This window comes from Mycobacterium sp. (assembly GCF_965229105.1).
Lineage (GTDB): Bacteria > Actinomycetota > Actinomycetes > Mycobacteriales > Mycobacteriaceae > Mycobacterium.
The window spans coordinates 1,611,176-1,636,318 of record NZ_OZ245858.1 but is presented as its reverse complement, the minus strand read 5'-3'; the positions used below and the strand labels follow the sequence as shown (position 1 = coordinate 1,636,318).

28 protein-coding genes are annotated in these 25,143 nt (G+C 64.5%); 10 read left to right on the top strand and 18 right to left on the bottom strand.

The genetic code is table 11. The features are described 5' to 3' along the window. Window positions 1-82: 82 nt before the first annotated feature. From ADBZ9O_RS07945 to ADBZ9O_RS07935, 3 genes are read right to left on the bottom strand one after another with little or no spacing between them, the layout of a single operon-like run. Complete coding sequence (locus ADBZ9O_RS07945) at window positions 83-628, bottom strand: chromate transporter (RefSeq protein WP_526530016.1); 546 nt, start codon at window positions 626-628, stop codon at window positions 83-85. Continuing rightward, window positions 625-1,194 carry a chromate transporter gene (locus tag ADBZ9O_RS07940; protein WP_526530014.1) on the bottom strand — a complete coding sequence of 190 codons (570 nt, stop codon included), beginning with the start codon at window positions 1,192-1,194 and terminating at the stop codon, window positions 625-627. Before ADBZ9O_RS07940 ends, ADBZ9O_RS07945 begins: the two co-directional genes overlap by 4 nt. Beyond that, the gene (locus ADBZ9O_RS07935; protein ID WP_526530012.1) at window positions 1,187-2,176 is read right to left on the bottom strand and encodes a phospholipase D-like domain-containing protein; all 990 of its coding nucleotides are present in this window, start codon (window positions 2,174-2,176) and stop codon (window positions 1,187-1,189) included. Before ADBZ9O_RS07935 ends, ADBZ9O_RS07940 begins: the two co-directional genes overlap by 8 nt. 101 nt (window positions 2,177-2,277) lie before the next feature. Between ADBZ9O_RS07935 and prrA the strand changes: the two genes are divergently transcribed. Then, entirely contained in the window at window positions 2,278-2,979 is a 702-nt protein-coding gene (gene prrA, locus ADBZ9O_RS07930) for a two-component system response regulator PrrA (protein WP_526530010.1), read from the top strand. A 39-nt stretch (window positions 2,980-3,018) separates the two neighbouring features. Here the strand turns inward: prrA and ADBZ9O_RS07925 are convergent, their stop codons facing one another. Together ADBZ9O_RS07925 and ADBZ9O_RS07920 are read right to left on the bottom strand one after the other, a co-directional pair. Next, window positions 3,019-3,381, bottom strand: coding sequence for an FKBP-type peptidyl-prolyl cis-trans isomerase (locus ADBZ9O_RS07925; protein WP_526530008.1), 363 nt, complete (start codon window positions 3,379-3,381; stop codon window positions 3,019-3,021). Window positions 3,382-3,406: 25 nt separating this feature from the next. After that, the gene (locus ADBZ9O_RS07920; protein ID WP_526530006.1) at window positions 3,407-4,150 is read right to left on the bottom strand and encodes an SDR family oxidoreductase; all 744 of its coding nucleotides are present in this window, start codon (window positions 4,148-4,150) and stop codon (window positions 3,407-3,409) included. Window positions 4,151-4,178: 28 nt separating this feature from the next. Between ADBZ9O_RS07920 and ADBZ9O_RS07915 the strand changes: the two genes are divergently transcribed. Next, window positions 4,179-4,430 carry a DUF2630 family protein gene (locus tag ADBZ9O_RS07915; protein ID WP_526530004.1) on the top strand — a complete coding sequence of 84 codons (252 nt, stop codon included), beginning with the start codon at window positions 4,179-4,181 and terminating at the stop codon, window positions 4,428-4,430. A 12-nt stretch (window positions 4,431-4,442) separates the two neighbouring features. Here ADBZ9O_RS07915 and ADBZ9O_RS07910 read toward each other — a convergent pair whose 3' ends face one another. From ADBZ9O_RS07910 to pdxH, 7 genes are all read right to left on the bottom strand, one after another. After that, a complete protein-coding gene (locus ADBZ9O_RS07910; protein WP_526530002.1) occupies window positions 4,443-4,877 on the bottom strand; it encodes a MarR family winged helix-turn-helix transcriptional regulator in 435 nt (144 codons plus the stop codon). Then, window positions 4,855-6,324: an MFS transporter gene (locus ADBZ9O_RS07905; protein ID WP_526530000.1), complete on the bottom strand. Its 1,470-nt coding sequence runs from the start codon at window positions 6,322-6,324 to the stop codon at window positions 4,855-4,857. The genes ADBZ9O_RS07910 and ADBZ9O_RS07905 overlap by 23 nt, the downstream gene beginning before the upstream one ends. A gap of 36 nt (window positions 6,325-6,360) precedes the next feature. Beyond that, complete coding sequence (locus tag ADBZ9O_RS07900) at window positions 6,361-7,695, bottom strand: citrate synthase (protein WP_526529999.1); 1,335 nt, start codon at window positions 7,693-7,695, stop codon at window positions 6,361-6,363. Window positions 7,696-7,738: 43 nt separating this feature from the next. Next, on the bottom strand, window positions 7,739-8,401 hold the full coding sequence (locus ADBZ9O_RS07895) for a TetR/AcrR family transcriptional regulator (protein ID WP_526529998.1): 663 nt from the start codon (window positions 8,399-8,401) through the stop codon (window positions 7,739-7,741). A gap of 3 nt (window positions 8,402-8,404) precedes the next feature. Continuing rightward, window positions 8,405-9,046, bottom strand: coding sequence for a TetR/AcrR family transcriptional regulator (locus tag ADBZ9O_RS07890; protein ID WP_526529997.1), 642 nt, complete (start codon window positions 9,044-9,046; stop codon window positions 8,405-8,407). A 65-nt stretch (window positions 9,047-9,111) separates the two neighbouring features. Next, window positions 9,112-10,416: an MFS transporter gene (locus ADBZ9O_RS07885; protein WP_526529996.1), complete on the bottom strand. Its 1,305-nt coding sequence runs from the start codon at window positions 10,414-10,416 to the stop codon at window positions 9,112-9,114. Next, entirely contained in the window at window positions 10,413-11,039 is a 627-nt protein-coding gene (gene pdxH, locus ADBZ9O_RS07880; protein ID WP_526532947.1) for a pyridoxamine 5'-phosphate oxidase, read from the bottom strand. Before pdxH ends, ADBZ9O_RS07885 begins: the two co-directional genes overlap by 4 nt. 87 nt (window positions 11,040-11,126) lie before the next feature. Between pdxH and ADBZ9O_RS07875 the strand changes: the two genes are divergently transcribed. Further along, window positions 11,127-12,248 carry a citrate synthase gene (locus tag ADBZ9O_RS07875; protein ID WP_526529995.1) on the top strand — a complete coding sequence of 374 codons (1,122 nt, stop codon included), beginning with the start codon at window positions 11,127-11,129 and terminating at the stop codon, window positions 12,246-12,248. Window positions 12,249-12,287: 39 nt separating this feature from the next. After that, a complete protein-coding gene (locus ADBZ9O_RS07870; protein WP_526529994.1) occupies window positions 12,288-12,788 on the top strand; it encodes a hypothetical protein in 501 nt (166 codons plus the stop codon). Here the strand turns inward: ADBZ9O_RS07870 and ADBZ9O_RS07865 are convergent. Both ADBZ9O_RS07865 and ADBZ9O_RS07860 read right to left on the bottom strand, forming a co-directional pair. Further along, window positions 12,740-15,613, bottom strand: a complete 2,874-nt coding sequence (locus ADBZ9O_RS07865) for an MMPL/RND family transporter (protein ID WP_526529992.1) — start codon at window positions 15,611-15,613, stop codon at window positions 12,740-12,742. The genes ADBZ9O_RS07870 and ADBZ9O_RS07865 overlap by 49 nt on opposite strands. Then, window positions 15,610-16,056, bottom strand: a complete 447-nt coding sequence (locus ADBZ9O_RS07860; protein WP_526529990.1) for an MmpS family transport accessory protein — start codon at window positions 16,054-16,056, stop codon at window positions 15,610-15,612. Before ADBZ9O_RS07860 ends, ADBZ9O_RS07865 begins: the two co-directional genes overlap by 4 nt. 193 nt (window positions 16,057-16,249) lie before the next feature. On the opposite strand from ADBZ9O_RS07860, the gene ADBZ9O_RS07855 reads away from it, so the two are divergent. Both ADBZ9O_RS07855 and ADBZ9O_RS07850 read left to right on the top strand, forming a co-directional pair. After that, a complete protein-coding gene (locus tag ADBZ9O_RS07855) occupies window positions 16,250-16,702 on the top strand; it encodes a VOC family protein (RefSeq protein WP_526532945.1) in 453 nt (150 codons plus the stop codon). Beyond that, a complete protein-coding gene (locus ADBZ9O_RS07850) occupies window positions 16,699-17,499 on the top strand; it encodes an ABC transporter ATP-binding protein (protein WP_526529988.1) in 801 nt (266 codons plus the stop codon). The genes ADBZ9O_RS07855 and ADBZ9O_RS07850 overlap by 4 nt, the downstream gene beginning before the upstream one ends. Here ADBZ9O_RS07850 and ADBZ9O_RS07845 read toward each other — a convergent pair. Further along, window positions 17,469-19,136: an FAD-dependent oxidoreductase gene (locus ADBZ9O_RS07845; RefSeq protein ID WP_526529986.1), complete on the bottom strand. Its 1,668-nt coding sequence runs from the start codon at window positions 19,134-19,136 to the stop codon at window positions 17,469-17,471. The genes ADBZ9O_RS07850 and ADBZ9O_RS07845 overlap by 31 nt on opposite strands. 7 nt (window positions 19,137-19,143) lie before the next feature. Continuing rightward, the gene (locus ADBZ9O_RS07840; RefSeq protein ID WP_526529984.1) at window positions 19,144-20,160 is read right to left on the bottom strand and encodes a diiron oxygenase; all 1,017 of its coding nucleotides are present in this window, start codon (window positions 20,158-20,160) and stop codon (window positions 19,144-19,146) included. A gap of 114 nt (window positions 20,161-20,274) precedes the next feature. Here ADBZ9O_RS07840 and map point away from each other — a divergent pair, with 114 nt between their 5' ends. From map to ADBZ9O_RS07820, 4 genes are all read left to right on the top strand, one after another. After that, window positions 20,275-21,039 (top strand): type I methionyl aminopeptidase, encoded by a 765-nt coding sequence (map, locus tag ADBZ9O_RS07835; protein WP_526529982.1) that lies wholly within the window; start codon window positions 20,275-20,277, stop codon window positions 21,037-21,039. Window positions 21,040-21,048: 9 nt separating this feature from the next. After that, a complete protein-coding gene (serC, locus tag ADBZ9O_RS07830) occupies window positions 21,049-22,167 on the top strand; it encodes a phosphoserine transaminase (protein ID WP_526529980.1) in 1,119 nt (372 codons plus the stop codon). A gap of 65 nt (window positions 22,168-22,232) precedes the next feature. After that, complete coding sequence (gene sepH, locus ADBZ9O_RS07825; RefSeq protein ID WP_526529978.1) at window positions 22,233-23,024, top strand: septation protein SepH; 792 nt, start codon at window positions 22,233-22,235, stop codon at window positions 23,022-23,024. Between the two features lie 126 nt (window positions 23,025-23,150). Continuing rightward, on the top strand, window positions 23,151-24,011 hold the full coding sequence (locus ADBZ9O_RS07820) for a hypothetical protein (protein ID WP_526529976.1): 861 nt from the start codon (window positions 23,151-23,153) through the stop codon (window positions 24,009-24,011). A 35-nt stretch (window positions 24,012-24,046) separates the two neighbouring features. Here the strand turns inward: ADBZ9O_RS07820 and ADBZ9O_RS07815 are convergent, their stop codons facing one another. Both ADBZ9O_RS07815 and ADBZ9O_RS07810 read right to left on the bottom strand, forming a co-directional pair. Further along, complete coding sequence (locus ADBZ9O_RS07815) at window positions 24,047-24,325, bottom strand: DUF2537 domain-containing protein (RefSeq protein WP_526529974.1); 279 nt, start codon at window positions 24,323-24,325, stop codon at window positions 24,047-24,049. Continuing rightward, window positions 24,322-25,134 (bottom strand): TrmH family RNA methyltransferase, encoded by an 813-nt coding sequence (locus tag ADBZ9O_RS07810; RefSeq protein ID WP_526532943.1) that lies wholly within the window; start codon window positions 25,132-25,134, stop codon window positions 24,322-24,324. The genes ADBZ9O_RS07815 and ADBZ9O_RS07810 overlap by 4 nt, the downstream gene beginning before the upstream one ends. Window positions 25,135-25,143 lie beyond the last annotated feature (9 nt).

Here is a 25,143-nt window from a genome sequence, read left to right as displayed (position 1 = left end):
ACGCTCAATTAGCGGAACATGCTGGGAGGCAGGACAACTCATTCCCGCGAAATAACGGCGTCTCATTACCGCAGGTAATTTGCTAAACGATTCCGAAGTAACCGATAAGCCCGGCAAGCCCGACGATGATCAATGGATTGATCTTGCTGCGAACGAAGATCAGTGTGCAGATGGCCGTCAGTAGATAGGCCCGCCAGTCGTGGTCGGCAGCCCTGCTCATCACCAGTGACGTGGCCAGGATCAGACCCACCGTCAGCGGCGCGAATCCCTTCTCGACCGCGATCCGCCACTTGGATCTCTGCGCCTTCTGCCAGAACAGCGTGACGACGTACATCAACGAAGCGGCCGGGACGATCATCGCGACGGTGGCGATCACCCCGCCGAGGATCGCGGTCGGAATGCCGTCGACGTGCAGCCCGGCGGCGTAGCCGATCATCGTGACGATCAGGATGCTCGGTCCCGGCGCGGTCTGGGAGATCGAAAAGACATCGGCGAACTGCGAATCCGTCAGCCAGTGCTGGCCATGCACTGCCCGCATATGCATCTCTGGGAGCACCGCGTTTCCGCCGCCGATCGACAATAGCGACAGCATGCCGAACAACGAGATCAGTTGCAGATAGGTGCTCACGCGGACTGTTGTTTCGTCTTGCGCGGCCACGCCCAGATCAGGCTCAGTGGCGCCAGGATCGCCAGCGTTTCCAGCAGCGGCAATCGCACCAGCCCGTTCAGAACGAAGGCCGCCCCGAACAGCGCCACCGGGATCAGACCGGTCAGTGCCTGCTTACCGGTTTTGATCACCATGGCAAGGGTGAGCGCGACGGCTGCGGCGGACGCGCCATGCAGGATGCCCTTGACTGCCGGAATCTCCTTGAATCGGAAATACAGAAATGCCATCACCAGCACGAAAACCATTGGCATCAAACAGAGCCCGACAAGGGCGGCGCACACACCGGGTAGGCCACGCATTTTGGAGCCGACGAAAACGGCCATGTTCACCTGATTGGCCCCTGGCATAATTCGGCACATCGTCATGGCGGACAGAAATTCCGCGTCTTGCATCCACTTCTTCTCCACCACAACCACTTCGCGTGACCAGGCCGACAGCCCGCCGCCGAACGAAGCGAGAGCGATGTGATTGAACGTCCATGCGAGTTCGACCAGCGAAACCTGCGCGGGCTGATCAGCCTCACTCATGCATGAGTTCCGCGTCGTGCGGAAAATCGTCCTCTACGTGCTTGGCGGGGTCGAGCGGATCCGGCGGTTCGTAATGGTGGGAGAGCTCCCAGTCGTAATCGAAGGCGCGCTTCAACCGTGCGACGACTTCGGGTTCGGTGACCGTGACGCCCAGTTCACGGCGCAGGTCGAAGGCACTGCGATCGATGTTCATGGAGCCGACCAGCGCCCGCTCCTCATCGACGATCAGCAGCTTCGCGTGCACCCGAAGGTTCTTCTGCTTATGCACCTTCACACCAAATCGGCGCAGTGTGCGCAAGGACGCGAACGTGTCGAGAATGTCCCATTCACTGATGCCGTGCTTACCACCGCAGAGCACATGCACCTTCACGCCGCGATCCGCGGCCGCGGCGATATGGTCCAGGATGACAGCGTCGACATACTTCGGGTGCTGGATATCCAACCGGTGCTGGGCGGAATCGATGAATCGCGCCATGTGAAGGCGCGAATTGGAATTGCTCCACAGCAGCCCCTCGAAGGCCGGCGGTGTCCAGTCCCGATGCTCCCAGTCGGCATTGAATACATCGACGATCTGCTCTACGTGGACTGGTTCGTAGGTGATCACGCCGTAATCGCGCGTCGCGGTGAAGTATTTGAGACACATGTTGAACGTGGCCACCAGTGCGGCTTCCCCGTCGACGACGATGGATTTCTCGTGCGTCACGTAGAACTTCGGGCTGGACCACTGCACGGCAATACCGGCATTGACGAATTGTTCGAAGGTGTCGTCGTTGGCGCGGTCGCCGCCAGATCGTTTGGCGTTGAGCATCACCCGCACGTCGACGCCGGCATTCTTCCGGTCGATGACGGCGTCGATGAAACACTGTTCGGTGAACGTGAACTGCTTTATCAGCAGAGACTTCTGCGCCGAAGCGATGAAATCCAATACCGGATCTAAGCCATCATCAGGCTCGACGATCACGTGAGATGCCAACGGAACCATAAGAGCCGAACATTAGCATCGCCGCAAAGTTGACGCTTCGCGATCAGATGAACTCTCCGCGCCTACCGCGCCCACGGTCGTTCATCAGGCAAGATGGCGGGATGGACAGTGGTATGGCCTCACCCCGGGTGCTCGTGGTGGACGACGATGCCGACGTACTCGCATCACTGGAGCGCGGGCTGCGGTTGTCTGGATTCGAGGTGTCGACCGCGGTCGACGGCGCGGAGGCGCTGCGCAGTGCCACCGAGACCCGGCCCGACGCGATCATCCTCGATATCAACATGCCGATCCTCGACGGCGTCAGTGTCGTGACGGCGTTGCGGGCGATGGACAATGACGTCCCGGTGTGTGTGCTGAGCGCGCGCAGCAGCGTCGATGACCGGGTGGCCGGCCTGGAGGCCGGCGCCGACGATTATCTGGTCAAACCGTTCGTCCTTGCCGAGCTGGTGGCACGGGTGCGCGCACTGCTGCGCCGCCGCGGTTCAACGGCCACGCTGTCCTCGGAGACGATCGCGGTCGGCCCGTTGGAAGTGGACATCCCGGGTCGACGGGCCAGGGTCAACGGTGTCGACGTCGATCTGACCAAACGCGAATTCGACCTGCTGGCCGTGCTCGCCGAACACAAGACCGCAGTGCTGTCGCGTGCCCAGTTGCTCGAGCTGGTCTGGGGTTACGACTTCGCCGCCGATACCAACGTCGTCGATGTGTTCATCGGCTATCTACGCCGCAAGCTGGAGGCCGGCGGCGCCCCCCGACTGCTGCACACAGTGCGCGGCGTCGGCTTCGTGTTGCGCACTCAATAGCCGCAATTGCCCAGCGGGGCAGCGGCTTTGCCGACCTGGCTAGCGGACCCCGAGTAGATCGATGACAAAGATCAGGGTCTTACCCGAGAGTCGGTGGCCGCCACCGGCGGGTCCGTAGGCCGACTCCGGTGGAATCGTCAGCTTCCGGCGTCCGCCGACCTTCATCCCGGGGATCCCGTCCTGCCAGCCCTGGATGAGACCGCGCAGCGGGAACTCGATGGACTGTTTGCGATCCCAGGAGCTGTCGAACTCGTCGCCGGTGTCGTACTCGACGCCGACGTAATGCACCTCGACGGTGCCGCCGGGTACCGCTTCGGCGCCGTCACCGATCACCACGTCTTCGATGACGAGATCCGCGGGAGCCGGACCTTCGGGAAAGTCGATTTCAGGTTTGGAAGTCACGTCAGCCACCCTATACACGGCCCGCTCAGGCATCGGGCGGTAGTAGCCAATCCGTCGGCCGCAGCATGATGATCTCCGGCACCGTGCACGACCGCGACAGCCTGGTCGTCATCCGCACCGCCTCGGCGATATCGCGCGGCGAAATCATCTCTTCGGGCGAGACCACATCACGGGTGTCATCGGCCATCGGGGTGTCGACGAGCCCGGGACAAATGGCGGTGGCCTTGATCCCCGATGTCGACAATTCCTGATGCAACGCCTCGGTGAACCCGAGCACGGCGGCTTTGGTGGCCGAGTAGGTGGACAGGTTCGCCTCACCGCGCTTACCGGCATTGGACGAGGTGTTGACGACCTGAGCCGTGCCGCGCGCGGCAATGGCAGCCTGCAGTAGCGGCAGGCTCTTGCTGGTCAGCAGGATCACCGCACGGGTGTTGACCGCGTACTGCTCGTCGAGCAAGTCGGCGGTGATATCGCCCACAGGCAGGCGCTCGGCGATACCCGCGTTGTTCATCAGTAGGTCGAGGGAGCCGAAAGTCGCGCGATGAAACTCGACCACCTCGTCGAGGAAGGTCTCATCGGCCACCGAGCCCGAGAGGGCATGTACTGCCGGTCCGGGTTGGGCGGACACCAATTCTTCTGCCGCTGAAAGCTTTTCGGCACGCCTAGCCACCATCGTGACCCCGTAGCCCTCTTCGCGGAGCATCTGGACCACGGCCAGACCGATACCGCTGGAACTTCCTGTGACAATCGCACTGCGGGTTGCCTTCACCTGGGCAGGCTACTGGCACACTGGAGCAATGGCAGAACAAGACGGCGACACCCTGGCACGCATCCATGACCTCGTCAGCGAGGAGAAGGAGCTGCGGGAAAAGCTGCAGAAGCACGAGATCACCGAATCCGAGGAGCATGCGCGCCTGCGCACCATCGAGGTCGCCCTCGATCAGTGCTGGGATCTTCTGCGGCAGCGTCGCGCACTACGCGAGACCGGTGGCGACCCCAGCGAGGCGAGCGTGCGACCGGCCGACGAAGTCGAGGGATACCTGAGCTGACTGCCCCCGCACTCAGCCGCGGGTGATCTTGTCCAGGATCGCCCGCAACGCCACCAGGTCATCGTCGTCCAGCGCGGCCAACCCGTCGGGCGCAGGATCGTCTGCGGAGTCGATACCGGCCACCGCGGCGCGACCGGCCTCGGTCAGCGAGACCAGTTTGCACCGCCGGTTCGACGGGTCGATCTCCCGCACCACCAAGCCCCGCTCCTCCAGATCGTTGACCGCAACGGTGGCGGCGGGCGCGTCCATGGTGGCGTTGTGAGCCACCTCTTTGACCGTAAGTGGGCTTTTCGCAAGACGTCTGAGGATACGGATCCGGCTGAACGGTAGGCCGGACTGGTCGACCACTGCCCGGCGCCAGCTGTCCCGGTTGTCGAAGACGAACCGCAGCAGATCCCGCCAGACCTCATCTGCCAAAAGGTTCTCAGCCTGCTCGTTGCGGTTCATGAGCCCTCCCGACCCCGTGCGCCGGCCCGGCGATCAACGGCGCCAACCGTTCCGCGGACTGGATGGCCCGCGCGGACGTAGCGAAGATACCAAGCGCGAAGATCACCAGGCCCAACACGGCGCAGACCAGCCACAGCGGTCGGGCCGCGGCAGCGAAATCCACCCTGGTATCGGCGAGCGCCGATGCGGCGATCGAACCACAGAGTGCCACACCAAGACTCACCCCGATCTGCCTGCTGGTCGAGGCGATCGCCGAGGCGGCCCCGGCCCGGTCCGTCGGCATGCCACTGACCGCCGCATTGGTGATCGGCGCATTGACGACGCTGAATCCGATACCGAAGACCGCGAAGATACCGATCAGCGCCCATACCGGGGTGTGGGCGGACAGGAACGCCAGCATGATGGTGGCCGCGGTGATCAGCACCCCCGCCGTCAGTAGTGAGGGACGCGCGCCGAACCGGCCGACCATCCGCCCGGACAACGGCGAAAAGATCAGTGCACCAACGGCAATCGGCAGATACAGCAGGCCGGTGTGCAGCGCCGAGAAACCCCGGAAACCCTGCAGATACAGCGACATCATGAACAGGAACGCACCCCACGAGGCGAAGGCACACACCGCGGTGACCGTCGCCGAGGCGAACGGGATGCTACGGAAGAAGCGAAGGTCGATGAACGGATCCGTACGGCGGGATTCATAGCGCAGGAAGGCGACGAACGCCAGCAACGCAGCAACCAGGACGCCCAACGTGACGGGACTGGTCCAGCCGAGACCGCGCCCTTCGATCAACACGAAGACGATGCCGAACAGAAATCCCATCCCGAGCAGCTGACCGATCGGATCGATATTGCGCATCGTCAGCGATTTGCTCTCCGGCACGAACACGGCGGTCAGCACCATCGCCAACACGCAGATCGGCAGGTTGATCCAGAACACCGAACGCCAGCCGATGAATTGGATCAGGGTGCCACCGACGATCGGGCCGAGCGCCATCGAGATCCCGACCACGCCGCCCCAGATTCCGATGGCCCGCGCGCGTTCGACCCGACCGGTGAAGACCTGGGTGATGATCGACATCGCCACCGGGTTGAGCATCGACCCGCCGATGGCCTGCAGGAGTCGCGCGCCGATCAACAGCTCGATCGACGGCGCCAGACTGCACAGCAATGAGCCGGCCGCGAAGATCGTCAGACCGATCTGGAAAACCCGACGGCGACCGAAGCGATCAGCGGTGGCCCCGGAGAGCAACAGCAGCGAGGCGAGCACCAGCGTGTAGATGTCGATGACCCACTGCAGTTGCTCGGGGCTGGCGGACAGATCGGCCCGGATGGTGGGGATCGCGACGTTGACGATGGTCGCGTCCATCGAAACGATCAGCAGGCTCAGACAACACGAAGTCAGAATGATGGCCTTGCGACCAGGGGTCAGCTCGCGGACAGTTTCAATCACACAACCATTGTGGAACTACAACTGTTGGTTTGGCAACTATCGGGTGCCCATGGTGATGTAGTCGCGCTCGCCATAGCCGGTGTAGATCTGACGCGGACGGCCGATCTTGCCGCCACCCTCGTCGTGCATCTCCCGCCAATGCGCAATCCAACCGGGGAGCCGGCCCAGCGCGAACAGGACGGTGAACATCCTGGTCGGGAAGCCGATCGCGCGATAGATCAGGCCGGTGTAGAAGTCGACGTTCGGGTAGAGCTTGCGTTCGATGAAGAAGTCATCGGTCAACGCCGCCTCTTCCAGCGCCTTGGCGATGTTGAGGAGATCGTCGTCGCCGCCGAGCTTGCCGAGGATCTTGTCGGCCTGCTCCTTGACGATCCGCGCCCGGGGATCGTAATTCTTGTAGACGCGGTGTCCGAAGCCCATCAGCTTGACGCCGTCCTCGCGGTTCTTCACCTTGCGGACGAACTCGGTGACGTCGCCATCGGACTGACGGATCTTCTCCAGCATCTCCAGCACCGACTGGTTGGCGCCGCCGTGCAGCGGACCCCACAGGGCGTTGATCCCGCCGGAGATCGAGGTGAACAGGTTGGCCTGCGATGAACCGACCAACCGCACAGTCGATGTCGAGCAGTTCTGCTCGTGATCGGCGTGCAGGATCAGCAGCATGTCGAGCGCTTTGACGATCTCGGGGTCGACCTCGTAGGGCTCGGCAGGGAAGCCGAACGTCATCCGCAGGAAGTTCTCCACCAGCGTCAGCGAATTATCGGGATAGAGGAACGGCTGCCCGACGGACTTCTTGTAGGCGTACGCGGCGATGGTCGGCATCTTGGCCAGCAGCCTGATCGTCGACAGCTCGACCTGTTCGGGATCGAACGGGTCAAGGGAGTCCTGGTAGTAGGCGCTCAGGGCGTTCGCGGCGCTGGAGAGCACCGGCATGGGATGCGCGTTGCGGGGGAAACCGTCGAAGAAACGCTTGAGGTCCTCGTGCAGCAAGGTGTGTCGCTGGATCGAGGTGGTGAACTTTTCCAGCTGGTCGGTGGTCGGCAGTTCCCCGTAGATCAGCAGGTAGCTGACCTCGATGAACGTGGACTTCTCCGCGAGCTGCTCGATCGGGTACCCGCGGTAGCGCAGGATGCCGGCATCGCCGTCGATATAGGTGATCGCGGACTTGGTGGAAGCGGTGTTGACGAACCCGTTGTCGAACGTCGTGTAACCGGTCTTCGCCAGTAACGGGCCGAGCGCAATACCGTCGGCACCCTCTGTTGCATGGACGATCTCGAGATCGATCTCGCCACCGGGGTAGGTAAGAGCGGCGGTGTCCGGAGATGAATCCGAGGATGTGCTGCTGGCCACAAGAACCCCTTCTGCACTCATTGGCAGCGACCACGCTGTCTGTACTCAGTGAAGGTAGTCGCTATCACTGCGGCGCGCCTGCGGGGGGTTGCCCGTGGGTCTGCCACGGCGCCCACAACCGGCGGAAGAGCCCGAACGTGGCCGTCAGTCGAGCGCAGAGAATCTCGGCCTCGATCGGATCGTCGCCCGGTGTGCCCATCCCGCGGAAAGCCGCGACGAACAGCAGCGTCCAGGAATCGGCCACCAGCCGCACGGCAAGGTCATGCGGTGGCAAACCCATCCGCTCGCCGAGCACGCGAATCGACGCGTTCTCGTGCAGGTCCTGCCGGATGGTGAACGCGGACTCGTTCAACCTCGGCGAGGCGTTGACGATCTGGATCATCACGGCCATCCGGACGAACGCGGGCGAGGGACCATCCGGGCGGGGCGCGAAGGCCCGCAGGTGCGCGCGCAACAGCGCCTCGAACTCGGCGATATCGGTTGCCTGGACAGCCAGCTCCCGCGCGATGATCTCGTCGATGTCGTCGGCGGCGGCAGCGATCACCGACTCCTTGGTGGGGAAGTAACGGCTGAACGTACGCGGTGACACATCGGCGGCCGCCGCGATCTGTTCGACAGTCGTCTTGTCGTAACCCTGGCGCTGGCACAACTCGACCGCGACATCGATCAGCGTCGACCTGGTGCGGATCTTCTTGCGTTCCCGCAGGCCTGGCCGCTCGTCTGCCATCGGCTAGCGGGGTAGGTCGGTGGTCATCGAGGTGAACTGGTCAAAGGCCACCCCGATCCGTTCGACCATGAGCTCGGGGCCCAGTTCGATACCGTCCACGCTGTCGACAAGGTCGCCGCAGGCGGTCACGATGATGGCCGACCAGACCGCCAGCACGAGGTGCAGCTTGCGATCGGACAGGTCGACGCCGAGCCGCTCGGCGAGGGCCACCGTGGTGGCATGCGGGCGGAACTCGGTAGCGGCAATCTTGAGCCTCGGAGTCGAATTGACGATGCGCAGCATCAGCACGACGCGGTCGGGGGTCAGTCCGGGGACACCACCCGTGCGAACCCTGCTCAGTGCGGTGACATGGGCGTAGCGCATGGCTTCGAGCACCGGCACGTCGTGCGGCACCATCGCCAGCTCGGCAGCGACGGCCTCGACCAGATCTTCCAGCAGGGTCATCACCACGGCGTCCTTGGTCGCGAAGTAGCGACTGAACGTTCGTGGCGAGACGTCGGCGATGGCGGCGATCTGCTCGACGGTGGTGTTGTCGTACCCCTGCTCCAAGCAAAGACGTACTGCGGCTTCGATCAGAGTTGCCCTCGTCCGCTGCTTCTTGCGTTCACGCAGTCCCGGGGTGGCGTCGCCAATTAGATCAACCACAGTCAGGAATCGTAGTCCGCGTCAGCGTTGACGCACGGCTAACTGCCGATAAGCGCATTTCGCAGTCACGATAATTTGTCGGTAGCCGAACTTTGTCGTTCGCTGACGTGACTGCTGACGCGGTAGCGGACGAACGCGGGGACCGCCACCGCAGCAAGCATCACCCCGACGACGACGAGAACGCCGCCCCCGGCCGCAGCGACCGTGGTGCCGACGGCGGCTGCAGCAGCACCGTGTAGCGCGTCCGCGACGCGGGGGCCACCGGCGACCACGACGATGAAAACGCCCTGCAGCCGTCCGCGCAGATCATCGGATGCGGCCTGTTGCAGGATGGTCGACCGGAACGCCGCCGACACCATATCTGCGGCCCCGCCGACGGCCAGGAAGACGAGCGCAGCCCATAAAAACGCCCCGGCATGGCCGTGGCCGAAACCGGCGGCGACGCCGAAACCGGCCATCGCCACGCCCCAGACGACGATCGCGACGACAACGGCCAGACCTTGGCGTCGAATCCGGGGCAACCAACCGGAGAACACGCCACCGGCGACCGCACCCACGGACATCGCCGCGGCCAGCAACGCCATGATGGTGCCGCCGCCGACGGGTCCGCCGAAGCTCTGGTGCGCCATCTGCGGGAACAGCGCGCGCGGCATGCCGAAAATCATCGCGATCAGGTCGACCACGAAGGACATCAGCACGACGGTGTTACCGGCCAGGTAGCGAAAGCCGTCAACAACCGCGGCGAAACCCCAGCGCGCAGTGCCTTCGGACGTTGCGGTAGGCGGCATCTTCGCCAGCCGGATCGTCGCCCAGATCGGAATCAGACAGGTGATGGCGTCGATCAGGTACAGCGTCGACAGGTCGACAAAGCTCAGCATCAGGCCGGCGAGCAGGGGACCGACGATCGCGCCGAATTGCTGCACCGTCATGTTCAGTGAGTTGGCGGCAGGCAGTTGATCCTCGGGCAGCATGCGCGGGATGGCCGCGGATCTGGTGGGCGAGTTGATCGCGAAGAAGGCCTGTTGCACCGCCAGCAGGCAGAGCACCACCCACACGTTGTTCAGCGCCAGCGCAGCCTGGACCCACAGGAACACCGACGCCACGGCCAGTCCGCAGGAGGCGATGATCAGCAGGGTCCGGCGGTCCATCGCATCGGCCAGTGCCCCGCCCCATAATCCGAACACCACCAGGGGCACCAGGGCGAAGACCCCGGCCAACCCGACGTATGCCGAACTTTGCGTCAGGACATACAGCTGCACCGGTACCGCGAAAATCGTGAGGTTCGCGCCGATCACCGTGGGGATACCGGCCCACCACAGCCGGCGGAAGTCAGGTTGCCTCAGTGGGGTGGTGTCGGCGAACAGCCTCACGGTTGCAGGCGCTCGACGCGCCCGCCCGTCACCCGAATGCGGTTGTGCACCCGGTTTTCCCGTCCCTGCCAGAACTCGACGGTGTCGGGGCTGATCAGATAGCCACCCCAGTTCGGCGGCACCGGGATCGGGTCGGTCTCCGCGAAGCGTTCGGTCACCTCGGCCAACTGGGCCATCAGCGCGGCGCGCGACGCGATGGTCTGCGACTGGTGCGACGCCCAAGCGCCCAGCTGTGACCCGCGGGGCCGTGACGACCAGTACTCGGCGGTCGCCTCGGCACTGACCTTGCTGACCGCGCCGCGGATATGCACCTGCCTGCCGAGCAGGAACCATGGGAAGGTGGCCGACGCATACGGCGTCACAGCCAGGTCAGTCCCCTTGGCGGAGCCGTAGTTGGTGAAGAACGTGATTCCTGTCTCATCCACGCTCTTGCACAACACCGTTCTGGCGGCCGGTCTTCCCTCATGCACTGTGGCGAGCACCATCGCATTGGGCTCGGCGACGCCGGCGTGTTCTGCGTCACCAATCCACTTGCGCAACAGGGCAAGCCAGCCGTGATCGAGCCAGTCAGCAGACAGGTCCGCGGTACCGTCTTTTTCCACTGAGCCGTACTCGACCCGCATGCCTGCGAGGTGCGCGCTGTCGGGGTCAACCACCTGGCCAACGGTACCCCTGGCCTACGACGAAAAACCCGGTGTCACAATCGGGTCATGACTTCCGCGGTGCACAAGGATTTCGTCGAAGGTCTCGCCGGTGTGGTGGCTTTCACCACCGATATCGCCGAACCCGATAAGGACGGTGGAGCGCTGCGTTACCGCGGCGTGGACATCGAGGATCTGGTGGCTCAACACGTCTCCTTCGGCGATGTGTGGGCGCTGCTGGTCGACGGGAAGTTCGGCCGCGGCCTGCCGCCGGCCGAACCGTTCCCGTTGCCGATCCACACCGGTGACGTCCGGGTGGACGTGCAGGCCGGCCTGGCGATGCTGGCGCCGATCTGGGGCTTTCCACCGCTGCTTGATATCGACGACGACACCGCCCGCGACCAGTTGGCCCGGTCATCGGCGATGGCATTGTCATACGTGGCGCAGTCCGCCCGCGGCATCTACCAGCCGGCCGTGCCGCAGCGCGTCATCGACGAATGCACAACGGTGACAGCCAGATTCATGACCCGCTGGCAGGGCGAACCAGACCCCAGGCATGTCGAAGCCATCAACGCCTACTGGGTCTCAGCCGCCGAACACGGGATGAACGCCTCGACCTTCACCGCCAGGGTGATCGCGTCCACCGGCGCCGACGTGGCGGCCTCGCTATCCGGTGCGGTCGGTGCCATGAGCGGGCCTCTGCACGGAGGTGCCCCGGCCCGGGTCCTTCCGATGATCGAGGACGTCGAGCGCACCGGCGACGCCCGCGCACTGGTCAAGGGCATCCTGGATCGCAAGGAAAAACTGATGGGATTCGGGCACCGCGTCTACCAGGCGGAGGATCCGAGGGCGCGGGTATTGCGGGCCACCGCCAAGCGCCTCGACGCGCCCCGCTACGAGGTGGCGGCGGCCTTGGAGCAGGCGGCGCTGACCGAGCTTCGCGAACGTCGACCCGACCGCGCCATCGAGACCAACGTCGAATTCTGGGCCGCGGTCATCCTCGACTTCGCCAAGGTACCCGCCAGGATGATGCCCGCGATGTTCACCTGCGGTCGGACCGCGGGCTGGTGCGCGCACATCATGGAGCAGAAGCGACTCGGCAAATTGGTCCGCCCGGCGGCCATCTATGTCGGCCCCGGTCCGCGCAGCCCCGAATCGGTCGAGGGCTGGAGTCAGGTCGTCACCGAATAAATATAGATAGATTCACTAAGTTCAGGTAGCTTTTCCTGCATGGTGAATTTTCTTCCGTGGGGCGATCTGGCGATCCTGGATGCGGTGGCGGCGTTGGCGTTGGCCACCTGTGTCTTCGTCTACATCACCCGGTTGGAGAATCGCACACCCCATCCGATGGGCGAGAAGGTCGGTGCCCACAAGGCTGTCCTGGCCAAACTCCGCAAGCGCGAACCGATGTCGCGGGACGAGGTGGATTACGCGACCGAACTGGTCACCGATGCCCGATCACCGCTCGCGTACGCCATCCCGGCCACGCTGTTCTGCATCGGCCTCTTCTACGTCGTCGGCTGCCTGTTCATGCTTCACCTCGACGGCGGCAATCCGTCGTTTCGCACCTTCATCGGCGGCATCCCCATGCTGACGTCGATCAACATGGCGGTTCAGCTGCGTAAGGTCGCGGGGCTGCAGGGCCGGCTGCGCGATGTTCCCGTCACGGAGCCAGAACCCGACTACTCCTTGGCGACCGCAGGGTCATCGTCTTCCCACAGCAGCAGCTGACGTACCGCTGCGCGAGATCCGTAGGGCTGCAGCATCTGGCTGGCGGGGCGGGGCCGCACCCGTAGCGGCCACCAGAACCAGCGCCCGAGCAGCGCCGCGATGGACGGCGTCATGAACGACCGCACGATCAACGTGTCGAACAGCAAGCCCAGTGCAATCGTGGTGCCGATCTGGCCGAGGATCCGCAAGTCGGCGAAGACGAAGGACGCCATCGTCGCCGCGAACACCAGCCCGGCCGCGGTCACCACCGCGCCGGAGCCGGCCATCGCCCGGATGATCCCGGTGTTTACTCCAGCGCCGATCTCCTCCTTGAACCGGGAGATCAGCAGCAGGTTGTAATCCGATCCCACGGCCAACAGCAGAATCACGGCCAGCGCCAACACGATCCAGTACAGCTCGATCCCGAAGAGGTCCTGCCAGATCAGCACCGAGAGTCCGAACGAGGCACCCAATGACAGCGCCACGGTGCCCACGATGACGAACGCTGCGACGATGCTCCTGGTGATGAACATCATCACCAGCAGTATCAGGCTCAGTGCCGCGATCCCGGCGATCATCAGATCGTATTTGGCGCCATCCTGGATGTCTTTGTAGGTGGCCGCGGTGCCGGCGATATAGATCTTGGACCCGGCCAAGGGCGTGCCTTTGACCGCCTCCTGCGCGGAGTGTCTGATGGCGTCGATATGCGAAATACCCTCTGGCGTAGCGGGATCACCGTCGTGGGTGATGATCATCCTGGCGGCATGGCCGTCCGGTGACATGAACAGCTTCTCACCGCGCTGGAACTCGGGGTTGGTGAACGCTTCCGGCGGAAGATAGAACGAGTCGTCGGTTTTCGACGCGTCGTAGGCCTGGCCAAGGGCGGTGGAATTCTGCAGGGCCGCCTGCGCCTGGTCGTTGATACCCGAGGTGGTGGCGTAGTTGGTCAGCGTCAGGTCGCGGTTGGTCTCCTGGCTGGCGATCTGCGGTGGTATCAATGCCAGCAGTTTCGGTTGCAGCGCATCCAGTTTGGCGATACTGCCCGCGACGTCAGCCAGTTGGTCGGTCAGCTCGTCGATACCGTCGAGTGCATCGAACAGTGACCGCAGTGCGGCACAGACCGGGATGTCGAAACAGTGCGGCTCCCAGTAGAAGTAGTTGCGCAGCGGTCGGAAGAAGTCATCGAAGTTGGCAATCTTGTTGCGCAGGTCCTGGGCGGTGGCGACCGTGTTCTGGAATGCCTTGGTCTGCTCATCGGTCACAGCGCCGGACTGTTGCTGCAGCGAATATTGCTGCCGCAGAACATCTATCGAGTTGTTGATCACATCCACCTGTTTGAGCAGATCGGCGCCACGGGCCTGCTGGAACGGCAGATTGTTGATCTGCGACGCGCTGCCCGCGCTGATCTGGAACGGTATCGACGTGTGGTCAAGGGGGGTGCCCAGCGGACGGGTGATCGACTGCACCTGGGCGATACCGTCGGTGTGGAACACCGCCTTGGCCACGCGCTCCAGCAGAATCATGTCGGTCGGATTGCGCAGATCGTGGTCGGCTTGCACCATCAACAGCTCTGGGTTCAGCCGGGCCTGCGAAAAGTGTCGTTCGGCGGCCGCGTAACCGACATTGGCCGGGGCACTGGCAGGCATATAGGGCCGGGCGTCATAACTCGTCTTGTAGGCGGGCAGGGCGAGCAGACCGATCAGCGCGATGGCGATCGTCACCACAAGAACAGGTCCGGGCCAACGCACGATGGCCGTGCCGATCCGCCGCCACCCCTGGGTGCGCATCGGTCGGGCCGGTTCGAACAGGCCGAAATGGCGACCGATCACCAGCAGGGCCGGCGCCAGCGTCAGCGCTGCCACCACCGCGACGAGGACGCCGATACCGGCGGGAACACCGAGGCTCTGAAAATAGGGCAACCGGGTGAAGGTCAGGCACAACACGGCGCCGGCGATCGTCAGGCCCGAACCCAGGATGATGTGCGCGGTGCCGTGATACATCGCGTTGAACGCCGAAACGCGATCCTGACCCAGCAGACGCCCCTCGTGAAACCGACCGAGAAGGAAAATCGCGTAATCGGTGCCGGCCGCGATGACCAGTAGCGTCAGCAGATTGGTCGAATACGTGGACAACTCGATGATGCCTGCGTTCGCGAGCACCGCGACGACGCCACGAGACGCCGTCAACTCGATCATCACCGTGAAGATCACCAGAAAGACCGTGGTGAGCCGCCGGTAGAGCCAGAACAGCATCACCGCGATCACCCCGAGAGTGATCAGGGTGGTCTTCAAGGTGCCGTGACGGCCCACCTCGAACTGGTCGGTGACCAGGGGCGCGGCACCGGTCACGTAGGCCTTGACACCCGGGGGCGGCGTTGTCGCGTTGACGATGTTGCGCACCGAATCCACTGACTCGTTCGCCAGCGACTCCCCCTGGTTACCAGCCAGGTACAGCTGCACCAGGGCCGATTTGCCGTCGGCGCTCTGTGAGCCGGCCGCCGTCAGCGGATCCCCCCAGAAGTTCTGAATGTGCTCGACATGCTTGGTGTCTTGGGAGAGCTTCTGCACCAAGTCGTCGTAGTAGTGGTGGGCGTCGGCACCGAGTGGCTGATCACCCTCAAGCACGATCATCGCCGAGCTGTCGGAATCGAACTCGCCGAACACCTTGCCGATCTGTTTACTGGCCAGCAGTGACGGCGAATCCTGCGGGCTCAGCGAGACGTTGTGCGATTCGGCGACGGTCTCCAGCTGCGGCACGAAAACATTCGTGACCACCGCAAGGCCCAGCCAGAACAGCGCGATCAGGACCGAAAACCGCCGGATCAGTTCCGGAATGCGCTGACTCATCCGGATTTGTCCAGGCAGTAGGTGAAGGCGTTCACGTTATCCGCCGATCTCTCGTCCTTGACCACGTCATCGATCTTGATGCGGCAACCGATCGAGTCGCTGTCGCCCTGGGCTTGCACATTGACGAACACCGACGGCTGGGTGGTGGTCGTGTCGTAGGCCCAGGGCAGCGGCACAGCGTCGGCCCGCTGCGGCTGGGCGTTGACGTCGGTGTAGGTGATGGTCGCCACCGTGCCCGGCGGGCCGAAGACCTCGATGACCACGTGTTTGGGGTTGAACGGCACGATGTTGTTATCGGAGCCGCTGGGCGTGGACACCACGTCGCGGGAGGCAAAAATTCCATGCAGCCGATACACAGCAAAACCGGCCAGCACGATCACCGCCACCGCGACCAGCAGCATCCACCGTTGGCCTAGTCGGCGCCCGAGTGAAACCCGCTGCATCCGTGACCCTTTCATTGAGCGGCGACAGTCGCGGGACGAGAGAGGATGGCCTTTCACAGAAATGTCGATATCAACTAAGTTGACCGTACGACACGAGACCGAACACCACAACATCGGCCTGGGCTCGATGAGTAACGTCGTCATCGGCGGTCTGTACCGGGGAGACCGTCCATCCACCACCAAGGAGCACCCCATGGCCATCGTCGTCGAACCCGCCCTGTCGCCCTACCTGACCATCGCCGATGCTGCCGCGGCCATCGACTTCTACGTCAAGGCCTTCAATGCCGTTGAGCTGGGACGCATTCCAGGTCCCGGCGGCAAGCTGATGCATGCCGCAATCCAGATCAACGGCGCCACCGTGCTGATGTCCGACGATTTTCCTGAGTACAACGACGGCAAGTCCTCCTCACCGATAGCGCTCGGCGGCACCCCGGTCACCATCCATCTCACGGTCACCGATGTCGAGTCGTCATTTCAGCGCGCCATCGATGCGGGCGCGACGGTGGTCATGCCGCTGGAGGACCAGTTCTGGGGTGATCGCTACGGCATCGTGCGGGATCCGTTCGGCCATCACTGGTCCCTTGGTCAGCCGGTGCGGGAGGTCAGCTTCGAGGAGATTCAGAAAGCCATGAGTCAACAGGAATGACCGTCTTAGAGCTCAGAGACGTCACGTTCCGTCGCGACGGTAAGCAGATCTTGGCGCCCATCAGCTTCGCTGTGGCCGAGGGTGAGCAGTGGGCCCTGCTCGGCCCGAACGGGGCCGGTAAGACGACCATCCTCGGAATGTGCGGCGCTGAAACACATCCCACCACCGGTACCGTGCACGTGCTGGGGGAACAGCTGGGCAGGGTGGAGCTACAGCAGCTGCGTAAGACCATCGGTCATGTCAACCCCCGCCATCCGTTGCGTACGCCGCTGACCTTGCGCGAAGTGGTCACCACCGGCATCACCGGAACCATCGAGATCCCCAACCGCTGGCAGCCCAGCCCTGATGATCTGCAGCATGTCGACTCCCTGATCGACGCGCTGGGGCTGGCTCGCCGCGCAGCCGATCGGTGGCCGACGCTATCCCAGGGCGAACGTGGCCGAGCGCTGATCGCCAGGGCGCTGGTATGCAATCCGCGACTGCTGCTACTCGACGAGCCGTCGACCGGACTCGATGTTGCTGCGCGCGAACAACTTCTGGAAACCGTCGACTCGCTCGTGGACAGCCATCCCGAACTGGCGTCGATCCTGGTGACTCACCATCTGGAAGAACTGCCCACCACGACTACGCATGCCCTGCTGCTGGCCGAGGGCGCCATCGTCGCACAGGGGACCGTGGAGTCGGTGCTCACCACCGAGAACATCTCTGCGGCATTCCAGTATCCGATCGCGGTCCGTTTCGACGAAGGCCGCTGGTCAGCCCGTGCTCAGCCGCGCAGACCCGTCAGCAGGCGTTGACGCACAGTCAGTTTCGGCGCACCGGTCGCCGCGGCGAGCATGTCCGGCACGGCGGTGAACTTATCGCGTGGTCGGCCGTCGGCCTCTCCCCTGCTGATCTCCGCAGCGTTGATGGCCCGCCAGCCGACGGCGTCGACGACGGCCGGTTGCCGTTCGCCCACCAGTCGGCTCAGGGCGCTCGGCCCGGCCGCCGGGTCGGTGAGCAGGCGAGCGTTGAAATCGTCGACCAGGCCCTGCACGGTTTCCAGCGCGCAGGATTTGTTGGTACCGATGAAACCGGTCGGGCCACGCTTGATCCAGCCCGCCACGTAGGTGCCGGGCCGGACCCGACCCCCCTCGTTGGGTACCACAGCCGCGGTCTCGTCGAAGGGAAGATCGCGAATGGGCTTGCCGCGGTAGCCGATTGAGGTCAGGACCAGGCCGGTGCCGAGGGTGATCAGCTCGTCTGTGCCGGTGCGAGTGAACTCGACCGACGACACCCGGTCCCCACCGGTGATGCGCCCCGGCGTGAGCCGGTAGGCCAACCGGATGCGAGGCCGCGCCGCGGGCACCGAGGCATCCCCCAGCGTGGCCAGGATCTCCAGCTTGGCGCGGATCAGATGGTTGTCCTGCCCCGAACCACAATCGGCGAGATCGCGGGCCACCAGTTGATGGTCCGCGGCGTCGAGGACCACCTCGGCCTTCGAGGTCAGCCCGATCAGCTCCGGCAACGTGAACGCGGAGTCCGCGGGGCCGCGCCTGGCGGCGATGACGACCTCGCGGACCTTCGATGACCGCAGGGCAGCCAGGGCATGATCGGCAATATCGGTGCGGGCCAGGTCATCTGGATTCGCGGTCAGGATGCGGGCGACATCGAGGGCCACGTTGCCGTTGCCGATGATGACGACCCGCTCCTGGCTCAGATCGACAGGGAGCGTCGCGTAATCAGGATGGCCGTTGAACCAGGCCACGATCTCGGTGGCCGTGCCGGTCCCCGGCAGGCCCATCCCGTCGATGTCGAGGCGACGATCGTTGGGAGCGCCGACGGCGTACACCACGGCGTGATGGTGCGCCAGCAGATCGGCATGGCTCAGGTGTTCACCGATTTCGACATTCAGGTAGAACGTGAAACCGCGCCTACCGGCGATCCCGTCGAACAGCTGCGTCACCTGTTTGGTGCTCTGGTGATCAGGTGCGACGCCGGCCCGCACCAAACCGTATGGCGTGGGCAGCTTTTCGAACATGTTGACGTGGACGCCGGACTGGGTCAGCAGCTCATCGGCGGCGTACATCGCGGCCGGTCCCGAGCCGACGATCGCCACCGTCAGCGGCCGGGCGGCGTGCCGGATGACCGGCGCGGGGATCACCGGCGCCAGCTTCGACGTCGGCGGCAGCTTGCCCTCACGCTTGGGATAGAACGAGGCGTTGAGTTCGACGAACGGCAGCTGCGCAGGCTCGAGCTTCGACTGCGGCGCAATGGCACCGACCGGGCACGCGCTCACACAGGCCCCGCAATCCACGCAGGCGACGGGATCGATATAGAGCATTTCGGCCGTCGCGAAACCCGGCTCGTCCGGTGAGGGATGGATACAGTTCACCGGGCACGCGTAGACACAGGACCCGTCGCTACAACACGACTGGGTGATCACATGAGGCATACGGGCCTCAGGCTACCGAGACCAGATGCTGGCGCGCGGGCTCGCTGCGGAACCGACTGGGCCGACCGTTGATCCGGCAGATCCGCCAGATCAGCTTGGCGACCGGATTCATCAGCCCGGTGTCGTGAGCCAGCATCCGCACATCACCGAACATATCGCGCAGCATCAGCCGCGACTCCGGTGACTTGAAGAAGATGTCCTTGCGCACCGAGCGCGGGATGTCGAATTCCTTCCAGAATGCGCGCGGCGGCACGATGATGGCCGAGCACAGCACCCGCATGACGATCGGCACGTAAAGCGACAGCCAGAACCGTTTGCGTCGAGGCAGATTCGGGACCCGCTTGCGCAGATACTCATGTGCGAACGAGATGTGCCGAGCCTCCTCGGCGACGTGGATGGCCATCACCCGTTCCATGATCGGGTGCAACGCCTTGCCCTCGCGCAGCACATTCTTCTGCGTGTGGTCGATCGGTTCCTCGCCCGCCAGGATGCCGAACCAGAACGGGATCGGCAGCGGTCCGGCGACCAGCGGGATGACCGGCTGAATCCACTTGAGAAGTCGCGGCATACCGGGCACGTCGGCCCCGATGTGGTTGACCATCTCCTGGAACATCATCGTGTGGTTGCACTCTTCGACGGCCTCGTGCAGGCAGTACCGGTATTCCGGTGAGCCGTTGGGTGTCCAGAAGGCGTACTCCATCAGACCGCGGATCAAGATCGACTCGAAGTGCAATCCCACCTTCGCGACATTGGCCTGGCGCCACATCCCGATTTCGATCTGACGCTCCTGCGACTGCGACCGATACCAGGAGTGCCGGCCGATCGGATCCGTGGCAGGCAAGATCCAGCGGGGATCGTTATCGATCACGGCGAACTCGGGCGAATCCCAGGCGATATCGGTGTACGGATTGAAGTTGCGTCGCACAGAGCCCTCGGACAGTGTGGTGAGCATGTCGACATACTGCTGGTCATCGGCGACATCCATATTGCGCCGCCAGCGCCGGATCATTGCGGTCCGTGCCATGTGAAGCCTCCTGTTGAGGTTTACATTTAGCTATCTGTTGTCCAAACGGTACCGCAGGTACCGGATAAATACCAGGGCCAATCTGACGGTCCGCCATCGGAAAGAAGATTCCCCATGGTCCAGTTGAAGACGACCGCCGAGGTCGACGCCATGGCCAGGGCAGGCGCGGTGGTCGCCGAGGCGCTGCGCGCCGTGGTCGAGCACGCCGCGCCCGGGCGCACCACTGCCGACCTCGACCGGGTGGCCGCCGGGGTGTTGATGCGCCATAAGGCCGGCTCACCGTTTCTCAACTATCACCCCAACTGGGCACCCACCCCCTTCCCCGCCGTGCTGTGCGTCTCGGTCAACGATGCCGTCGTGCACGGCATCCCCACCGATCAGGTGCTGGTCGACGGCGACCTGGTGTCGGTCGACTTCGGCGCCACTCTCGGCGGCTGGTGCGGTGATGCCGCCCGCAGCTTCATCGTCGGCACCCCGCGCGATGCCGACGCGGCGCTGATCGCCGCCACCGAAGCCGCATTGGCGGCCGGGATTGCCGCCGTCCGCCCCGGAAACACCCTCGGCGACATCGGGTTCGCGATCGGCGACTCGGCGCGCAGAGCCGGGTACGGCATGCTCGCCGACCACGGCGGGCACGGCATCGGGCACACCATGCACGAGGATCCGCACGTCCCCAACGAGGGCCGGCGCGGGAAAGGGATGAAGTTGAAGCCGGGGTTGGTGATCGCGATCGAGCCGATGCTGATCGCCGACGGCACCGATGACTACGTGCACGACTCCGATGGCTGGACCTTGCGCACCGCCACCGGCGCGCGCGCTGCACACAGCGAGCACACCGTCGCAGTGACCACCGACGGAGCACGGGTGTTGACGCTTTAGGCTTGGGGCATGCCTGACCAGCTGACCATCCCCGATTCGCTCAAACCCGCCGACGGCCGGTTCGGCTGCGGCCCGTCCAAAGTGCGCCCCGAACAGCTGACCGCGCTGTCGACGACGGCGGCCGCCCTGTTCGGCACCTCGCACCGGCAGGCGCCGGTCAAAGACCTGGTCGGGCGGGTGCGCAGCGGCCTGCGGGAGCTGTTCTCGGTGCCCGATGGCTACGAGGTCATCCTGGGCAACGGCGGTTCCACGGCGTTCTGGGATGCCGCCGCTTTCGGTCTGGTCGACACGCGCTCGCTACACCTGACGTTCGGCGAATTCAGCGCGAAGTTCGCGTCGTGCGTCGCCAAGAACCCGTTCGTCGGCGATCCGATCATCGTCAAGGCCGATGCAGGCAGCGCGCCGGAGCCGATATCGGATCCATCCGTCGACCTGATCGCCTGGGCCCATAACGAGACGTCCACCGGTGTCGCACTGCCCGTGCACCGGCCCGCCGGTTCCGACGGCAAGCTCATCGTCATCGACGCCACCTCGGGTGCTGGCGGGCTGCCCGTCGATATCACCGACGCCGATGCCTATTACTTCGCCCCGCAGAAGAACTTCGCCAGCGACGGCGGTCTGTGGTTCGCCATCATGAGTCCGGCGGCGCTGGCCCGCGTCGATGCCATTGCCGCTTCGGGGCGCTGGGTGCCCGACTTCCTGTCCCTGCCGATCGCGGTGGAGAACAGCCTCAAGAACCAGACGTACAACACCCCGGCGATCGCCACCCTGGTGCTGATGGCCGAGCAACTCGACTGGCTGCTGGGCAACGGCGGGTTGGACTGGGCCGTCAAGCGCACCGCCGATTCGTCGCAGCGCCTGTACTCCTGGGCCGAAGCCTCGGAATACGCGACACCGTTCGTCGTCGACCCTGCGCTGCGTTCCCAGGTCGTCGGGACCATCGACTTCGCCGAATCCGTCGACGCCGCGGCGGTCGCCAAGACCCTGCGCGCCAATGGCATCGTCGACACCGAGCCGTACCGCAAACTCGGCCGCAACCAGCTGCGCGTCGCGATGTTCCCGGCCGTCGAACCCGATGACATCAGCGCGTTGACAGCATGTGTCGACTGGGTCGTCCAGCGGTTGTAATCTCGCCGTGACATTCACCGCGTGTCACCCCTAAACCCGCTCTGTGCTGCAGTAAGGTCCGGCACATGCCGGTACTCAAGGTCGTTGGGCTCGATGTCGATGGCAGACACATCCTCTGCGAGGGGGATGACCCGACCCAGAAGTTCCGGCTCCGAGTCGACGATCGTCTGCGCGCCGCCGTGCGTGGCGACCGGACCCGGCTGAACCAGATTCAAATTGATATCGAGGTCGCCAACGTGCTGACTCCCAAGGAAATCCAAGCCCGGATCCGGGCCGGAGCATCCGTCGAGCAACTCGCGGAATCGGCCGACGCCGATATCACCCGCATCGAGCGGTTCGCGCATCCGGTTCTGCTGGAGCGGTCAAGGGCGGCAGAGTTGGCCACCGCGGCGCATCCGATCCTGCACGACGGGCCTTCAGTCCTGACCCTGCTGGAGACGGTCACCACCGCGCTGGTCTCGCGGGGGCTGAATCCCGATGTGCTGAATTGGGATGCCTGGCGCAACGAGGACAACCGCTGGACCGTGCAGCTGGCATGGAAGGCGGGTAAGTCGGACAACCTGGCACATTTCCGCTTCACTCCCGGCGCCCACGGCGGCACCGTCAGCGCTGTCGACGACACCGCTGCTGAATTGATCGACCCCAACTTCGAGCGCGTCCTGCGTCCCGTCGCGCGGGTGGCCCAACTCGACTTCGACGCCGTCGAGCATCCGGTCGTCGTCGAGCGGGAAGCCCCGGCCCCGGCCCCGGCAGTCACCGCGCCCGAACGGCCTGCGCCGCGCGCCAAGCGTGGCAGGCCCGCCGTACCGGGTTGGGAAGATGTTCTGCTCGGGGTCCGCTCCAGCGGCGACCGCTAGCTCTTCGCACGGCATCGAGGCAGAACTCAGCGCGATCCATTGGCTGATTCTTCGCGCTGACGTCTGATTCGGTGGGCTGTGGATCGGTGAATACCGGAACCCGGCGTATCGGCAACGCTCTTGCTGGTGCAACGCGTATTCATCGGTACTGAAGCTGTCGCCGCGGGCCAGGTGACCAAATACCAACTCCGAGCCCACTTTCAGCGCATCTTTCCCGATGTGTACGCCCCCCGCGACCTCACGCTCACGATCGGCGACCGGGCGGTAGCCGCCGCGCTCTGGTCGCGACGTCGAGCGGTCTTGACCGGTTCCGCGGCCGCTGCACTGCACGGAGCCCGCTGGGTCGACGAGCGGACACCGATCGAACTCAACTATTCGAACAACAAGGCGCCCAGGGGAATCGTCTGCCGCGACGAGACCCTGCTCGACGACGAGGTCCGAATCCTGCGGTCATTGCCGGTGACGACACTGCAGCGCACGGCGTTCGACCTGGCCCGGCGCGGGAGCGTGGGGCAGGCGGTGGCTCGTCTCGACGCGCTCGCCAATGCCGCCCGCTTCAAGGTGGATGACGTGTTGGAACTACTGCCGCGCCACCCCAATCTCAGTGGAATCTGCCGGGTCCCCGGTGTGCTTGATCTTGTGGACGAAGGAGCGCAGTCGCCGAAGGAAACCTGGCTGCGACTGCTGTACATCGACGCTGGATTTCCGCGCCCACGAACCCAGATTCCGGTACTCGGCCCCGACGGCTACCCGCGTTACTACTTGGACATGGGGTGGGAGGAAGTGATGGTCGCCGCCGAATACGACGGTGAACATCATCGCCTCGATCGCGACTCCTACACCAATGACATCGAGCGGTCCGAGTACGTCCATGACGTCGGCTGGCGGACGATCCGGGTCGTCGCGGGGAACCGGCGGCCGGACATCATCAAGCGAACCAGGCGCGCGTGGTCATCGAGGCAGAACTCAGCGCGATCCACGGGCTGATTCTTCGCGCTCAGTTCTGAATCGATGGGGTGGCGTTACAGCACCCCGGACGCGGCCAGGCCGATCAGCGCCAGCCAGCCGACGGTGACGCCGACCCCCGATCCCAGTACGAACCAGCGGATGACAGGCCGGTGCCGCCAACCCCAGACCGTCGGCGCCAACCCGCCGACGGCGACCAGATTCAGGCCGACCACCAGCAGCGGATGCACCCGGCTCAACCCCATGCTGAGCACCACGATCGCGGCCCCGGTGATCAGGGCGGCAAATGCCGCGACGGTCAGCCCGGTGCCCCATGGAGTCGACTCTTCGGTCACGGCGCGAGCCTAACGCGCTCGTAGAATGCCAGTGCGGCAGCCGTTGCGACATTGAGCGAATCAGTGCCCCTCGCCATCGGGATCCGCACTTTGGCGTCACTGGCCCGCAGCGCCTGCTCGGACAGACCCGGCCCTTCGGCGCCCACCATGATCGCGACACGCTCGTCGACCAGGCCGGCCAGCACCGAAGGCAATGGCTCAGCACCGACCTGCGGTGTCATGGCCAGTAACCGAAAATTGTTGTCCCGCAACCGATAAAGGTCCGCAGGCCAGTTCTGCGCCTTGGCAAACGGCACCAAAAGAGCGTGCCCCATCGACACCCGGACCGCACGACGATACAGCGGATCGGCACAGCCCAACCCGAAGATGACGGCGTCGACCCCGAGGCCGGCGGCGTTGCGGAAGATCGAACCCAGATTCTCGTGATCGTTGACGCCTTCGAGTACCGCGACCGTCTGCGCGCCCTCACACACCTCGGCCACGGAAAGCTCCGGTGGCCGCCTGGCGGCCGCGAGCACCCCGCGATTGAGGTGGAAACCGATGACCTCCGCCATCACCTCGGCGGTGGCCCGGTAGTAGGGCACGTCGCCGACGGCATCCCCGAGTTCGGTGAGCCGACGGTCGGTGCCCAGCATGGCGTGCGGGGCGAATCGCGACGCGACCATGCGCTGCACAACGAAGACACCCTCGGCTATCACCAGCCCCTTACCCGAGGGCAGATCGGGCCGCCGGTCGACGCTGTTGAGATCGCGGAAATCGTCCAGCCGAGAGTCGGCGGGGTCTTCTACGTCGATGACGTTCGTACTCAAGGGCGGGGC

What these genes read in the sequence shown, in the direction of transcription:
- ADBZ9O_RS07940 (WP_526530014.1), bottom strand. Translation starts at nt 1,194, where the DNA reads ATGAGTGAGGCTGATCAGCCCGCGCAGGTTTCGCTGGTCGAACTCGCA.
- ADBZ9O_RS07935 (WP_526530012.1), bottom strand. Translation starts at nt 2,176, where the DNA reads ATGGTTCCGTTGGCATCTCACGTGATCGTCGAGCCTGATGATGGCTTA.
- prrA (WP_526530010.1), top strand. Translation starts at nt 2,278, where the DNA reads ATGGACAGTGGTATGGCCTCACCCCGGGTGCTCGTGGTGGACGACGAT.
- ADBZ9O_RS07915 (WP_526530004.1), top strand. Translation starts at nt 4,179, where the DNA reads ATGGCAGAACAAGACGGCGACACCCTGGCACGCATCCATGACCTCGTC.
- ADBZ9O_RS07910 (WP_526530002.1), bottom strand. Translation starts at nt 4,877, where the DNA reads ATGAACCGCAACGAGCAGGCTGAGAACCTTTTGGCAGATGAGGTCTGG.
- ADBZ9O_RS07900 (WP_526529999.1), bottom strand. Translation starts at nt 7,695, where the DNA reads ATGAGTGCAGAAGGGGTTCTTGTGGCCAGCAGCACATCCTCGGATTCA.
- ADBZ9O_RS07895 (WP_526529998.1), bottom strand. Translation starts at nt 8,401, where the DNA reads ATGGCAGACGAGCGGCCAGGCCTGCGGGAACGCAAGAAGATCCGCACC.
- pdxH (WP_526532947.1), bottom strand. Translation starts at nt 11,039, where the DNA reads ATGCGGGTCGAGTACGGCTCAGTGGAAAAAGACGGTACCGCGGACCTG.
- ADBZ9O_RS07875 (WP_526529995.1), top strand. Translation starts at nt 11,127, where the DNA reads ATGACTTCCGCGGTGCACAAGGATTTCGTCGAAGGTCTCGCCGGTGTG.
- ADBZ9O_RS07870 (WP_526529994.1), top strand. Translation starts at nt 12,288, where the DNA reads ATGGTGAATTTTCTTCCGTGGGGCGATCTGGCGATCCTGGATGCGGTG.
- ADBZ9O_RS07865 (WP_526529992.1), bottom strand. Translation starts at nt 15,613, where the DNA reads ATGAGTCAGCGCATTCCGGAACTGATCCGGCGGTTTTCGGTCCTGATC.
- ADBZ9O_RS07860 (WP_526529990.1), bottom strand. Translation starts at nt 16,056, where the DNA reads ATGCAGCGGGTTTCACTCGGGCGCCGACTAGGCCAACGGTGGATGCTG.
- ADBZ9O_RS07855 (WP_526532945.1), top strand. Translation starts at nt 16,250, where the DNA reads ATGGCCATCGTCGTCGAACCCGCCCTGTCGCCCTACCTGACCATCGCC.
- ADBZ9O_RS07850 (WP_526529988.1), top strand. Translation starts at nt 16,699, where the DNA reads ATGACCGTCTTAGAGCTCAGAGACGTCACGTTCCGTCGCGACGGTAAG.
- ADBZ9O_RS07845 (WP_526529986.1), bottom strand. Translation starts at nt 19,136, where the DNA reads ATGCCTCATGTGATCACCCAGTCGTGTTGTAGCGACGGGTCCTGTGTC.
- ADBZ9O_RS07840 (WP_526529984.1), bottom strand. Translation starts at nt 20,160, where the DNA reads ATGGCACGGACCGCAATGATCCGGCGCTGGCGGCGCAATATGGATGTC.
- map (WP_526529982.1), top strand. Translation starts at nt 20,275, where the DNA reads ATGGTCCAGTTGAAGACGACCGCCGAGGTCGACGCCATGGCCAGGGCA.
- serC (WP_526529980.1), top strand. Translation starts at nt 21,049, where the DNA reads ATGCCTGACCAGCTGACCATCCCCGATTCGCTCAAACCCGCCGACGGC.
- sepH (WP_526529978.1), top strand. Translation starts at nt 22,233, where the DNA reads ATGCCGGTACTCAAGGTCGTTGGGCTCGATGTCGATGGCAGACACATC.